The organism is Kitasatospora sp. NPDC088264 (assembly GCF_040685715.1).
Classification (GTDB): domain Bacteria; phylum Actinomycetota; class Actinomycetes; order Streptomycetales; family Streptomycetaceae; genus Kitasatospora.
Window position 1 is genome coordinate 55,193 of sequence record NZ_JBFBIR010000045.1, and the last position, 13,134, is coordinate 68,326.

14 protein-coding genes are annotated in these 13,134 nt (G+C 72.7%); 7 read left to right on the forward strand and 7 right to left on the reverse strand.

The features are described 5' to 3' along the window. Positions 1 to 255 precede the first annotated feature (255 nt). The 3 genes from AB0O82_RS27755 (at position 256) to AB0O82_RS27765 (ending at position 3,429) form a co-directional block, all read left to right on the forward strand. Positions 256 to 912, forward strand: a complete 657-nt coding sequence (locus AB0O82_RS27755; RefSeq protein ID WP_363586651.1) for a 1,4-alpha-glucan branching protein — start codon at positions 256 to 258, stop codon at positions 910 to 912. 271 nt (positions 913 to 1,183) lie between these two features. Beyond that, on the forward strand, positions 1,184 to 2,056 hold the full coding sequence (locus AB0O82_RS27760) for a universal stress protein (protein ID WP_363586652.1): 873 nt from the start codon (positions 1,184 to 1,186) through the stop codon (positions 2,054 to 2,056). Between the two features lie 392 nt (positions 2,057 to 2,448). Beyond that, on the forward strand, positions 2,449 to 3,429 hold the full coding sequence (locus AB0O82_RS27765) for an aldo/keto reductase (protein ID WP_363586653.1): 981 nt from the start codon (positions 2,449 to 2,451) through the stop codon (positions 3,427 to 3,429). Between the two features lie 107 nt (positions 3,430 to 3,536). Here AB0O82_RS27765 and AB0O82_RS27770 read toward each other — a convergent pair whose 3' ends face one another. From AB0O82_RS27770 to AB0O82_RS27785, 4 genes are all read right to left on the reverse strand, one after another. Beyond that, entirely contained in the window at positions 3,537 to 4,190 is a 654-nt protein-coding gene (locus AB0O82_RS27770; RefSeq protein WP_363586654.1) for a GAP family protein, read from the reverse strand. A gap of 269 nt (positions 4,191 to 4,459) precedes the next feature. Beyond that, positions 4,460 to 4,900, reverse strand: coding sequence for a nuclear transport factor 2 family protein (locus AB0O82_RS27775; RefSeq protein ID WP_363586655.1), 441 nt, complete (start codon positions 4,898 to 4,900; stop codon positions 4,460 to 4,462). A 2-nt stretch (positions 4,901 to 4,902) separates the two neighbouring features. Further along, entirely contained in the window at positions 4,903 to 5,031 is a 129-nt protein-coding gene (locus AB0O82_RS27780) for a hypothetical protein (protein WP_363586656.1), read from the reverse strand. A gap of 224 nt (positions 5,032 to 5,255) precedes the next feature. Next, positions 5,256 to 5,825, reverse strand: a complete 570-nt coding sequence (locus AB0O82_RS27785; RefSeq protein WP_063351909.1) for a TetR/AcrR family transcriptional regulator — start codon at positions 5,823 to 5,825, stop codon at positions 5,256 to 5,258. Positions 5,826 to 5,896: 71 nt separating this feature from the next. On the opposite strand from AB0O82_RS27785, the gene AB0O82_RS27790 reads away from it, so the two are divergent. Next, positions 5,897 to 6,391 (forward strand): FBP domain-containing protein, encoded by a 495-nt coding sequence (locus tag AB0O82_RS27790; RefSeq protein WP_363586657.1) that lies wholly within the window; start codon positions 5,897 to 5,899, stop codon positions 6,389 to 6,391. 369 nt (positions 6,392 to 6,760) lie between these two features. Beyond that, on the forward strand, positions 6,761 to 7,327 hold the full coding sequence (locus tag AB0O82_RS27795; RefSeq protein WP_363586658.1) for a hypothetical protein: 567 nt from the start codon (positions 6,761 to 6,763) through the stop codon (positions 7,325 to 7,327). A 180-nt stretch (positions 7,328 to 7,507) separates the two neighbouring features. Here AB0O82_RS27795 and AB0O82_RS27800 read toward each other — a convergent pair whose 3' ends face one another. After that, positions 7,508 to 8,770 carry an MFS transporter gene (locus AB0O82_RS27800; protein ID WP_363586659.1) on the reverse strand — a complete coding sequence of 421 codons (1,263 nt, stop codon included), beginning with the start codon at positions 8,768 to 8,770 and terminating at the stop codon, positions 7,508 to 7,510. Positions 8,771 to 9,092: 322 nt separating this feature from the next. On the opposite strand from AB0O82_RS27800, the gene AB0O82_RS27805 reads away from it, so the two are divergent. After that, entirely contained in the window at positions 9,093 to 9,854 is a 762-nt protein-coding gene (locus AB0O82_RS27805; protein WP_363586660.1) for an amidohydrolase family protein, read from the forward strand. Between the two features lie 51 nt (positions 9,855 to 9,905). Here AB0O82_RS27805 and AB0O82_RS27810 read toward each other — a convergent pair whose 3' ends face one another. Beyond that, positions 9,906 to 10,808, reverse strand: a complete 903-nt coding sequence (locus AB0O82_RS27810) for an alpha/beta hydrolase (RefSeq protein WP_363586661.1) — start codon at positions 10,806 to 10,808, stop codon at positions 9,906 to 9,908. A gap of 18 nt (positions 10,809 to 10,826) precedes the next feature. On the opposite strand from AB0O82_RS27810, the gene AB0O82_RS27815 reads away from it, so the two are divergent. Beyond that, a complete protein-coding gene (locus AB0O82_RS27815; protein WP_363586662.1) occupies positions 10,827 to 11,324 on the forward strand; it encodes a MarR family transcriptional regulator in 498 nt (165 codons plus the stop codon). Between the two features lie 516 nt (positions 11,325 to 11,840). Here AB0O82_RS27815 and AB0O82_RS27820 read toward each other — a convergent pair. Next, positions 11,841 to 12,950: an FAD-dependent monooxygenase gene (locus AB0O82_RS27820; RefSeq protein ID WP_363586663.1), complete on the reverse strand. Its 1,110-nt coding sequence runs from the start codon at positions 12,948 to 12,950 to the stop codon at positions 11,841 to 11,843. Between the last annotated feature and the right edge of the window lie 184 nt (positions 12,951 to 13,134).

Sequence of the window (13,134 nt, forward strand, 5' to 3'; positions counted from 1 at the left end):
GCCGACCCGAAACCATCTTTCCAGCCAGACTGGCGAGTTGGTGCCGGTACGCCCTACCGCCCGACGGCCGCGCGGGTGCCGGGCGGGAGGCCCGCCGGTGGACGGCGGAGGACGGGGAGGCGAGTTGGGCCAGGACCAGGACCAGGCCCAGGCCGGGAACGGCAACGAACGTCGCAGCGGAACCTGCCCGCCCGTCAGCCCCGCACGGGTGGGAGGGTATGACCATCGCATTCGCACAACGGAGGAGACCCCGGCATGTCCGTCATCCACCAGACCACCCTCCAGCCGAGCAAGCTGGAGCTGCTCGCCTCCTGGCTCCCCTCCCGCCCCTGGTACCGCGGCGGCGCGGGCGCCCCGGACCTGGCCAAGGCCGGCGGCTTCCGGCTGGACGACCCGCAGGGCGAGGTCGGGATCGAGTTCATGGTGGTCACCGACACCTCGGGCCCAGCCCCCGCCACCTACTTCGTCCCGCTCACCTACCGCGGCGCCCCGCTCGACGGAGCAGAGCACGCGCTCGTCGGCACCATGGAGCACGGCGAGCTGGGGCGGCGTTGGGCCTACGACGGCTGCCACGACCCGGTGCTGGTCGCCCAGTTGTCGGCCCTGATCGAGGGCCGGGTCCAAGCCCAGGACCAGAACATCAGCGACACCCCCGACCTGGAGGTCACCCGCTCCTACCGCGGCGACACCCCCCTGAGCCCCACCGCCGCCGCCGACGACCAGGAGGGCACCGAGCTGTCGGCACCCCGGGGCGCGACCCTGCGCCTGCACCGGGTGCTGCACCCCGCCGCGGACGACGCAGCCCTCCCGGCCCCGGAGACCGCCGGCCACCTCGGTGGCCTCTGGCAGCTGCCCGACGGCACGCGCGCACGGGGCCTGTTCGCCGTCCTGCACACCGCCCCGCGCGCCTGACCGGTGCTCTGACCACCCACGTTCCCCAGGCCGATCCGCCGAGCCGGGGCCGGACCGCCCGGGGCGCGGCCCTGCGCCGGGAGGCGCCGGCAGCGGCTCCCGCCGATACTGGCCGGGGTGCCCGGGCCACGTACGACCTGCGGGACGCGGCATGGACCACGGTCGCGGCGTCCGGCTCGACCGCCCCTTCCGGCAGGCGGTCGAACGGTCGCCGCCGCCCTCGACTCGCTGCGGGCCTGGCCGGCCCGGACCCGACCCCTGGGAGGTCGCCGTGAACGGTCCCGTCGCCGTGAACGGTCCCGTCGTCGCGGGCTTCGACGGTTCGCCGGAGAGCCTCGCCGCCACCGCGTGGGCCGCCCGGGAGGCGCTGCGCCGCGGGCTCGCCCTCGAACTCCTCCAGGCCTGGCCCTGGCCCAAGCGGGACTCGGTCGGCACCAACGAGGTGTACAACCGCAGCCGGGACGCCCTGGCCGCCCGCGAGGCGGAGCTGCGCGCCACGCACGCCGGCCTCCAGGTCTCCTCCCGCCAGGTCCCCGACGACCCGGCCAAGGCGCTGGAGACCACCGGCCGGACCTCCAGCGTGCTCGTGCTCGGCTCCCGGGGGCTGGGGCCCGTGCGCGGCTTCCTGGTCGGCTCGGTGAGCCAGGAGGTGCTGCGCCGGGCCACCTGCCCGGTGGTGCTGGTCCGGGCCGGTGAGGGCGAGCGGGGCGCCGCCACCGACCCCGTCCTGGTGGGCATCGACCTCGCGCATCCGCCGGACGACGTCCTCGCGTTCGCCTTCGAGGCGGCCGCCCACCGCTCGGCACCCCTGCGGATCGTCCACGTCTGGGCGCCGCCGGCCGGCAGCGAGTACATGGCGTTCGACGCCATCGGAGGGCTGGAGAAGGAGCTGTCCGCCTCCGAGCGGAAGCGGTTCGCCGACGCCCTGGCCCTCTGGCTGGCCCGCTACCCCCAGGTGACCGTGACGTCCGAGCTCGTCCGGGGCAACGCCGCCATCGTCCTGGTGGAAGCGTCGGAAGCGGCCCGGCTGGTCGTCCTCGGCCGCCACGTCCGGCGGATGCCTCTCGGCGCCCACCTCGGCCCGGTGGCGCACGCCGCGATCCACCACGTCCGCTGCCCGGTCGCCGTCGTCCCGGACACCTGACCGCTCGCGAGGGCCGCCGGCCGCTCCGGCCCTCCCACGACAGAGCAGACCCCATGAATGCCGACGATCGCCCTTGACCAGTCGCCGGGGAGGACGCGCGATGAGAGCGCGAGGTCAGGCGGAGGTGCCGGGCCGCGGGGTGGGAGAGGGATGAGCTTCCGAGCCGGAGATCATGGTCCCGATCCATCGTCGCGGCCCAGCCGGCCAGCAGGTTCAGGGCGTCGCACGCGGGTATGGCGGGTTCGGCGCCGTAGGCCATGAGGGTCAGTCCGGTGTCGCGGCGAGTTCCAGGGCCTCGTAGCCGAGGGTGAGTTCACGGTGGGGGGGAGTGAGCGCGGCGGCCTTTCGGAGCAGGTACACACGTCCACGTCACCGAGGAAGAGGAGTACGCCATGGAGTACACGCGTTTGGGAACGTCGGGGCTCAGGATCAGCCGGATCGCCCTGGGCTGTATGAGCTTCGGCGACCCGGCCAGGAGGACGACCTGGGCGCTCGACGACGACGCGGCCGAGCCGGTCTTCCGCCAGGCCGTCGAACTCGGCATCACGTTCTGGGACACCGCGAACATCTACGGTCTGGGCACCTCGGAGGAGGTCGTCGGGCGGGCGCTGCGCAAGTACACCCGGCGTGAGGACATCGTCGTGGCCACCAAGCTGTGGGCGCCGATGCACCAGGGACCGGGCGGGTCGGGGCTGTCCCGCAAGGCCGTCATGGAACAGATCGACGCCTCGCTGCGGCGCCTGGACACCGACTACGTCGACGTCTACCAGATCCACCGCTTCGACCCGCAGACGCCGGTCGAGGAGACGATGGAGGCGCTGCACGATGTGGTCAAGGCGGGCAAGGCCCGCTACATCGGTGCCTCGTCGATGTGGGCCTGGCAGTTCGCCAAGATGCAGCATGCCGCGCAGGCCCGCGGGTGGACCCGGTTCGTCTCCATGCAGGACCAGTACAGCCTGATCCACCGCGAGGAGGAGCGCGAGATGTTCGGCCTGCTCGCCGACCAGGGCGTGGGAAGCATTCCGTGGAGCCCCCTGGGCGGGGGGCTGGTCACCCGGCCCTGGGGCGAACGCTCCACGCCACGTGCGGAGCTCAACCGGACAGTCGATCAGCAGGACCGGCCGATCTTCCTGGACAGCGACCGGGCCGTCGTCGAGGCTGTCCAGCGCATCGCCCTGGCCCGCGGTGTGTCGATGGCACAGGTCGCGATGGCCTGGGTGTTGAAGAACCCGGTCGTCTCCGCCCCGATCGTGGGCGCGACCAAGCCGCACCACCTCGCCGACGCCGTCGCCGCGCTCGACCTGACGCTCACCGCCGAGGAGACCGACTCCCTCGAAGAGCCCTACGTCCCGCGCCGGCCCACGTTCTTCTAGCCTCGCGCGCTCACGGCCTCGGCCCTCCTGCCGCATCGTGCGACGGCCGGGAGGGCCGGGCCGTACGGTCCGAGAGGCAGCCGCGGCGGAGGCGGTCCTCGTACCGGTCACAGTCCGGTGACACCCTCGACGACGAGGAGCACGCCGATCACGGCCAGGACCAGGGCGGTGACGGCGCTGTTGTGGGTCTCCAACCACGTCCTGGCCCTGCCCAGCGGAGTGAGGACCCGCTCCCCCGCCGCGATGTGGAGCAGCAGGGGAAGCCCGACGGTGGAAACGGCGATCGCGGTGAACACCGCCACGGCGGTGACGCCACGGGACGGACCCAGTTCGGCGGAGCCGATGGTCAGCCCCGCCGCCGCGGACAGCAGGATGTTCTTCGGGTTGGCTGCCGACAGCAGAAGGCCCAGCCGCAGGGCCTTGGCCGGCGTGGCATCCGTGAGGCTCCGCATCCAGGCCGGGGTCCCCGTCTTGGAGCCGGAGCGCCACTGCCGCCCGGCGAGCAGGACGAGGACCACGCCGAGGACGGCCTTCGTCCAGGACGCCCAGGTGGGCGTCTCCTCGCGGGTCTCAATGAGGGCCGCGAGGGCCGTGGACACCGACGCCACCACGAGGATCCCGGCCGCCCACCCGGCCAGGAAGGCTCCGCCCGTCGCCCTGGGCCGGGGAGTGAACAGCAGGAAGAGCGCCGGAACGATCGGCAGCGGCGACAGCGCGATGGCCAGGGCGAGCGGCGTCACCTCGCTCAACACGACGTTCACGGACCACCTTCCTCCCGCCGCCGCACACGGCCCGGGTACCAGAGTCCAGCCCAGGCCCGGGGGCGACCGGGCCTCGGCACGGCCCGGTCCGGGTCCGAGACGTCGTCTCGCGCGCGCTCCATGGTCTCCATGTCTACCGCGCGGCCGCTCCGCGCCCGTCGCGACAGGCCAGGACTCGGGAACGGGTGCCGGCCTCGGGCCCGGGCGGCCGGGTCGACCCGGGACACGGCCGTGGCAGTGTCACCCGTGCGCGACCGCGGCTCGCTCCGTCAGTGGCGATCGGACGGCCATCCGAGGGCGCGGAAGACGGCGACGGGGTCGAGGTAGTCGCGCCAGTGCGTCACCCGGCGGTCCTTGACGGTGATCACTGAGACGAAGTGGTTGTCGTAGCGGAGCCCGGTGTGGACGGCGTGCCCGTGCACGGCGTACTCCAGGACGACCACGGACGTGTCGGGGTCCCGGTGGACGGCCAGTTCGTCCGCGCCGGTCAGGACCATCGCGTCGCCGTAGCCCCGGTACAGGTCGGCGACCGCCTGGCGGCCCTGGACTCGGCGCGGGTAGCCGGGGACGGAGACCACGTACTCGACGACGACGTCCTCGGCCAGGAGGTCGAAGAAGTGGCCGCCGTCGACCAGACCGGCGAGGCCTTCCTGGATGATCCGGAAGAACGGGTCCAGCGCCGCGAAGTCCTCGAGGTTCCCGATGGTCATGGTCACGCACCCGCCTTTGCGGTCCAGGCGTGGGCGTTGCGCTGCGCGAACTCCCGGAACGCGGTCGGCATGCAACCGGTGGTGCGGCCGGTGCCGCCGAGAACGAGTGTGGTGTGCGGTGATCCGGTCATGGCTCCATGGTGAGGGGCCCGGGAGCGGACGCCCGCCATTGAGTTCTTCGGGGTGGTTGGGGTCACCCCGTCAGAGGGCCGGTGTGGCCGCGCCGCCGACGCCGACACCGGCGCCGACCGCCGGCCACCTGCCGCCGCGCCCGGGGCGGACTCCGGCTCACCCGCCTCGCGGTGATGGCCTCCTACCGGCCGCCCCGGGGCGCAGGCGGCCTGCGAGCGGGCGGTCAGGCCGCCGGCCAGTTGCGCAGCAGTGCGTCGAGGGCGTCGAGGATGCGCGCCCAGGTGTCCTCCGTGCCGCGCGGGGTGTGCTGGAAGCTCCCGGCCCGTTCCAGGGCCACGTAACCGTGGAAGGTGCTGCCGAGCAGCCGGACGGCGTCGGTCTCGTCGGGTTCCGCGAGGTCGTAGCCGCGCAGGATCGCGCGCGTCATCTGCGAGTGCCGGACGCCGGCGCTGGCGCGCGCGGTCTCGGGGTCGAGTTCGAGCTGCGCGGCGGCGTAGCGACCGGGGTGTTCGCGGGCGTAGTCGCGGTAGGCGTTGGCGAAGGCGGCCAGGGCGTCCTTGCCGGCGCGTCCGGCCAGGGCGGCGGCGACCCGGTCGGCGAGTTCCTCGAGTGCGAGCAGGGCGATTCTGGTCTTGAGGTCCTGGGAGTTCTTGACGTGCGAGTACAGGCTCGCGTCCTTGACGCCGAAGTGTCGTGCCAGCGCCGAGACCGTGACCTTGTCGAAGCCGACCTCGTCGGCCAGTTCCGCTCCCGCCCGGGTGAGTCGTTCCGCGTTCAGTCCTACGCGCGCCATGGCCTTCCCTCCGATCGACTGAGGCCATTATACATTTGCCTAATAGTCCTAGGTAATTTACGTTGGCTCCTATGAAGCCGTTGACCGAGCAAGAGATCCGTGCCGCCTTCGTGAACTGCACCAAGGGCGAGGCGAAGCGACTGCACATCCCCCGCGACCTGGCCGAACAGCCCTGGGACGACCTGGACTTCCTCGGGTGGCGCGACCCGCAGGCGCCCGATCGCGCCTACCTCGCGGCCGAGTCGGACGGCCGCGCGGTGGCGGTCGCGCTGCGCTCCTCCGGTGCCGCCTCCTGGCAGGCCCGCCGCAGCATCTGTTCGCTCTGCGTGACCACCCACACCGGGGGCGTCTCGCTGCTGGTCGCACCCCTGGCCGGGAAGGCCGGCAAGCAGGGCAACTCCGTCGGCGCCTACATGTGCAGCGACCTCGCCTGCTCGCTCTACGTGCGCGGCAAGCGGGAGACCGGTACCCGGCTGCACGAGTCGCTCACCGTCGAGGAGAAGATCCGGCGCACCGTGGCCAACGTCGCCGGCTTCGTCGCCAAGGTCACCGCGTCACCCGCGTGACCCGCGTGACCCATGGCGGGCATCGCTCCGGTTCGCGGTAACACGCGCGGGTTCCCGGAATCCTGAGCGCCGAGGAGCCGGAACCCGCACGCCAGCTGGTGGCCGCGGTGGGTCCCGGGTACGGGTTCGCCCAGACGTCCGACGCAAAACGCCCGCGCCGTGACCGAGAAGGTCGGCCGGGTTGGCGTTGACGAGATCGGAGACGGCAAGCGGCTCGTCGGCGCCGACTGCCGGTCGCTCTGTCACACCCTGCTGACATGATCGTCCGAACAGTGGGACGAAAAGGGTGGGTGTGGACCTGACGGTGGAACAGGCGGCGCGGCAGATCACGGCGGAGGTCGTCGCACAGGCGCCGGAGGGCTGGACGAAGTGCGTGCCGCGCGGGCACGGGAGCCGAGGGAGCGTCGGCCTGTCCGGCGGCGGGTACGTGGTGCCGAGCCGTCCGGGCTCCTTCTTCCGGACAACGGCGGCCCGCGCTACGTCGCCTCCTCCGTCACCGCCTGGCTCGGCCAGATCCTGGGCCAGCCCGATCCGCACGCCCCGCAGCAGTCCGGGGACGACTCGCGCCAGCTGGTGGCCTCAGCCCTGGACGAACGGCTCGCGCCGGGCGTCCAGGCGATCCACCTCAATGACGTCCCGTCACCCGTCGACCTCGCCCCGCTGCGCACCCTCCCCGGACTGCGTTCCCTCGACCTGTCCCGTTGCCCCACCGCGGACTTGGCGTTGCTGGCCGATCCCCCCGGCCTGCACTACCTCGCCCTCTCCGCCACCCAGTGGACAGCCCTGATCGCCGCCGACCGCCTCCCCACCCACCTTGCAGCCGCTCGCCTGGCCGGAGCCCCACCCCTCACCGTCGTCCTCGACCTGCTCGCCGCCCTCGGCGTCGACACCTCCACCGCCCACCGCCTCTCCGACACCGTCGAGGAGGCCTCCTGACACTGTGACCACCTACGTCCACCAGGTCGGTGCCGGCGCGACCTCGGCCGGTTGAATGTCGTGAGGCGTTCCCCCCGGAAGGGGCGCGACGGCAGAGCCGGTCAGGTCAGGATCCGCAGGCTCACGCTGCCCCACCCCTGGGCCGCGCGGACGCTCCCGAGCGTCCGCGCAGCCCGCCCCCTACCTGGGGAGCTTGGCGGTTCGCTCTGGATAGGCCACGGGAGCCGGGTCATGGGGCAGTTCGCGGTCTCGAGTCTCGGGGAGGCAGGTGGCGGCGATGGCCGCCAGTGCGTAGGCGAGCCCCGCGAAGAGGGCGATGCTCGCCGCGAGTCCGAGGCGTCCGGAGAGGTAGCCGACGAGGGCGGGGAAAGCGGCGCTGACGATGCGGCCCAGGTTGTAGCAGAAGCCCTGCCCGGCACCCCGGACGCGGGTGGGGTACAACTCCGCGAACAGGGCGCCCAGTCCGCCGGGGATGCCGGCCGAGAAGAACCCGAGCGGCGCGCCCGCGATGAGGGTGCCGAGATCGCCGAGTGGCAGCAGCAGGTAGGGAACGAGGGTCACGAGGCAGCACAGGGCGAAGAGGACGACGTTGCGGCGGCGGCCGATCCGGTCGGAGAGCCACCCGGATGCGAGGTAGCCGAGGAACGAGCCGGCGATGAAGACCGCGAGGTGCCCGCTGCTGCCCATCACCGACAGGTGCCGGGTGGTGTGGAGGTAGGTGGGCAGGAAGGTGGTGAGGGCGTAGTAGCCGCCGTGGCTGCCGAGCCCGAGCAGCGCGCCGAAGACGGTGACCCTCAGCAGGCCGGGGCGGAAGATCTCCGTCGGCGAGGCCTTCTCCCGCCGCCGCTGGTCGGCCGTGGGGTCGGCGATCCCGCGGCGGAGGGCGAGCACCAGCAGGGCGGGCAGCACGCCGAGCCAGAACATCGCCCGCCACGCCCAGGCCTGCGGCAGGACGGCGACCAGCACCGAGTAGGCGGCGAGGGTGAGGGCCCAGCCGACGGCCCACCCGCTCTGCACCGCCCCGAGGGCCCTCCCCCGGTACCGCGTGGTCACGTACTCGCTGATCAGTACCGCGCCCGCGGCCCACTCACCGCCGAAGCCGATGCCCTGTAGGCACCGGAAGGCCAGCAGGGACTCGAAGCCGTCGGCGAAGCCGACGAGCGCGGTCGCCACCGCGTACCAGGCGATGGTGAAGCGCAGGACGGCCACCCGGTCCCACCGGTCGGAGGCCGCCCCGGCCAGCCAGCCGCCGAGCGCGGTGCAGACCAGGGTGACCGAGGAGGCCAGCCCGCCCTGGCCGTTGGTGAGATGCCACAGCGCGGTGAGGGTCGGCAGCACCAGGCCGTAGATCTGCGCGTCGGCCCCTTCCAGCGCCCAGCCGCCGAAGGTGGCCCAGAACGCCCGTCGCCCCCCGGGCGACGCCGAGCGGTACCACTGACGCATGCTCGCTCCTTACCCGAGGTCGGTGCGGTAGCAGTCGGTGCGGTAGCAGTCGGAGCGGTGCCGGAAGGAACCAACGACCGGCACGGCGCAGCGGCAGCGCCTCCGCGGCACCGGCCGCCCTGAACGTGAGCACGTCAGTACGTCGTCGAACATGCAGGCCAATATGACAGTCGGTCAGGTGAAGGTCCAGAGGCCCCCGGTCCTGGGCCCCCGGACCTACCATCGACGGGTGATCTGCGAACCGGCCGAGTCGGTGGAGTCGGTGGACACCCACGCCCACGTGTTCCACCGCGGCCTGCCCAGGGCCGACCGCCCCCGCTAGGTGCCGGACTACGACGCCCTCCCGGCGACGTACCTGGCGCTGCTCGACCGGCACGGCATCGGCGGCGCGGTCCTCGTCCAGCCGAGCTTCCTGGGATCGCGCAACGAGTTCCTGCTCGGCTGCCTGGCCCGGCACCCCGCCAGGTTCCGCGCCGTCATCGTGCTGGACCACGACCGCCCCTGCCGGCCGGACGCGCTCGCCCCGCTCGCCCTCGACGGCGTCGCGGGCATCCGCCTCAACCTGATCGGTCGGCGGGTGCCCGACCTGGCCGGGCCGCACTGGCGGCAGGTGGCCGCACTGCTGGCCGAGCGCGGGCAGCACCTGGAGGTGCACGCGGCGGGCGGACAGTGGACGGCGATCGCGCCCGCCCTCCGTAGCTGGCCGTCCCCCGTGGTGATCGACCACCTCGGCCTGCCGGGCGCGTCCGAGGGCGCCGATCGCGCGGTACTGGATCTGGCCACGCGCGACCACGTGTGGATCAAGGCCTCCGCGCCCTACCGCTGCGCCCCCGGCGCGCCCGACGCGCCGGGCCTCATGCTGCGGCGCGTGCTGGAGGAAGCGGGCCACCAGCGCCTGCTGTGGGGCAGCGACTGGCCCTGGACCCGCCACGAACGCGGCAGGACGTTCGCCGATTGCCTCGCCTGGCCGGCCGCGCACGTCGGCCCGTCGGTCCTGCGCGCCGCCGTCACCGTGAACCCGGCCCGGCTGCTGAACTGGTCGCCCCGGCGACGAGCAGCCGCCGGACCGCAGGCACCGGCCTGAACGATCATCTGGCCACGCCAGCGGCCCGGCGGCCGGTGAGGGCGCGGAGCGTCAGGGAGCGGGGATGCGCTGGGCGAGGAAGAGGGCGGCGCGGTCGAGTGCCTGGTCGGCTTCGTCGAGGGGGCCGCCCGCGAAGGCCTGGAAGACGTGGGGGGCGTCGGCGGTGATGTCGAGGATGACGTCGACTCCGGCGTCGCGGGCGCGGGCGGCGAGGCGGGTGGAGTCGTCGAGGAGGATCTCGTTGGCGCCCACCTGGATGAGGAGCGGGGGGAAGCCGGTCAGGTCGGCGAAGAGGGCCGGGCTGAGGAGGGGCTGCGCGGGGTCCTGGCCGGCGAGGTACATGGCCCCGGTGTGCATCACGGCCTCGCGGGTGAAGATCGGGTCGATGCCGTCCTTGGTCGTCATGCTCTCCCCGCTCCGGGTGGCGTCCACGCCCGGGGAGAAGGCCACGATCGCGGCGGGCAGCGGCAGGCCCGCGTCGCGGGCGGCGAGGGTGGTGGTGACCGCGTAACCGCCGCCGGCGGAGTCCCCGGCGAACGCGATGGCGGACGGGTCCAGGCCGCTGTCGAGGAGGGCGCGGTAAGCGCTCAGGTTGTCTTCCAGACCAGCCGGGAACGGGTGCTCGGGGGCCAGCCGGTAGTCCACCGAGTACGCGTCGAACCCGGTCCTCGAGACGAGTTGCGCGGTCAGCGACAGCGCGGTCTCGGGAGAGCCGAAGACGAAGCCGCCACCGTGGAAGTACAGGATCGTGCCCGGGCGCGCGCCGCTGTCCGGTGTGACGTGCAGGGCGGGCCGGCCGCCGAGCGCGGCCTGAGTGGTGCGGACGTCGTCCGGCACGATCATCGTGTCCATCAGCGCCCTGAACCCGGCGCGCAGCTCCTCGACGGAGCGCCGGCCCTCCGGCCGGGGCCGGCGGAGCATCGCGTCGATCTTGGCGAGCTGTTCCTTGCTCATCTGCGCTCCTCCTATGGAATGACTTCCTCTACACTATATGCCGTGGAATATACATCGGATGGCATCGCCGACCTCCAAGGATTCTTCGCGGATCTCGTCCGCTGCGAGACGCGCCTGTACAACGCGCTGAACGACCGCCTGCGCGAGCGGCATGGGATCGTGACCTCGCAGTTCGAGTTCCTGCGGTTCCTGCGCGAGCACCCGGGGGCCCGAGTCGCCGACCTCGCCGCGGAGTTCGCCATCGGAGCCGGCGCGACCAGCAAGGGCGTCGACCGCCTGGAGAAGCAGGGCTGGGTCGTCCGCCAGGCCAATCCGGCGGACCGCCGGTCCTCGCTCCTGGCCCTGACCGACGACGGTTCACAGCTCCTGGACGCCGCCGAGGCGACCTTCGCCGCGGGCCTGAGCGAACTGGTCGAAGGCACCCTCGACCAGTCCACGACGGCAGCCGCCGCCCGGGCCCTCCGCCGGCTGCGCTCCGCGCTCGAACGCGACCAGGTCGGCACCCCCACCGGCTGAAGGCGCAAACCCGGTCAACTGCCCGCCCACGTGCGGCCCGGCGACACCGCGCTCCTCCGCCGTCACCTTCGGTGAAGGCCCGGCTGGGGTTGCCTCCGCGGCCGGCAAGGCGCAGGCTGGAGCTGTCCCCTGGAAGCCGCGTAGGGCGAGAGCCCCACGGAAAGCAGGGAGTTCGGGAGCGTCACCGCCCGTCCGGAGGAGCGGCCCATCCCGAGCACACCCGGGTGAAACGAAACAAACCGTCCGGTCCGACTGCGCACGGACGGAGGCCCCCAGCGGGGGTCGCTCTCGGAACAGCATCTCGCCGCGTCGTACGCGACGCTCCGTCCGGCCAGTGAGCACGGACGGCACCAACGAAGGCATTCGAAAGCATTGCAGGCGTCAGGAACGAGAGTGTAAGTCGCAGGAGCAGTAGAGGCCCCCTCCTGGTAGAGGGGGCCGACGCCTGCGTCGGGCAGGCCTCGCCGCCGCTTCAAGCCCTCCCCTGTCGGCTTCGGTGCCCGTCCAGGGCAGGGCTCAGTCGTCCAGCGAGAGTGCGTTCTTGGCGTGCGCGACGGATTCCTCCGAGGCGGGTCCGCCGGGGTTCTCGGTGGCCAGGGCCTGGTTGAGGGTGACGAACGGGCGCATCCGCCGCTCGTAGCGGGCATACGCGGTGCGGTGGTCGCCGTCGGCCCGGGCAAGGCAGTCGGCCAGCACGTGGGCGCCCACGAGGGCCAGGCTGGTGCCCTGCCCCGAGAGGGGGGAAGGGCAGTAGCCGGCGTCTCCGAGCAGGGTCACCCGGCCCCGCGACCACGGGTCCATGCGGATCTGGGCCATGGCGTCGCAGTAGAAGTCGGGGGCCGTCCGGGCGGCCTCGGCCAAGCGGGTCCCTTCCCATCGCATCGACGCGAGCTTGTCCACGACGAGCTGCCGGAGGGCGCCCCCGCCGCGGAGGTCGTGGGCGAGGGGCGCGGACTCGAAGCCGAAGGCGATCCTGAGTTCGGTGTTGTCGCGTACGGGGATGATGCCGAAACCCGTGTCGCCGCCCCGCAGCCACACCTGCCAGTCGTCCAGGGCGAGGAAGTTGTCCGCGCTGAACACCGAGAGGTAGCTGCCCAGGTGGTGGGCGAAGTGCTCCTCCGGACCGAAGGCCAGGCGCCGTACGGTGGAGTGCAGGCCGTCGGCCCCGACCACGAGGTCGAAGGTGCGGGACGGTCCGTGCGCGAAGTCGACGCGCACGCCGGTCTCGTCCTCGTCCAGCGCGGTGATGCTGTCGCCGAAGAGGTACTCGACGCCTGCGCGCGTGTGCTCGTGCACCATCCTCACCAGGTCCTCGCGCAGCACCTCGAGGTCTTCGCTGTCGAGCCGTCCGCTGCTGAAGGTCGCCTCGGTGGAGCGGCCGACCTCGCGGCCGTCGGGGTCGAGGATCGACATGCCGCGCATCCGGGTCCGCACGCGGCTCGCCTGCTCCAGCAGGCCCATCCGCTCCACGACTTCCAGCGCGACACCGCGGATGTCCACGGCCTGGCCGCCGGGGCGTTGGCCTGGAGCGCGTTCGACGACAGTGGGCGCGAAGCCGTGGCGGCGCAGCCAGTAGGCGAGGACGGGCCCGGCGATTCCGCCGCCGGAGACGAGTACGGTCTGCATGAGAAGCTCCCCAGTGCTCTGTACGGTGTACGCGCCCTGAACGTACGTCGTACGCGTAGACCGTTCAACCAGCCATCTGCACGCCGTGTACTAGGCCGTGTCCTGCCGATCACTTGAGTCGTTGATACGACTATGGGGAGTAGGGGTGATCTGACTGACGGCCAGTGGGAGCGGCTTCGGCCGC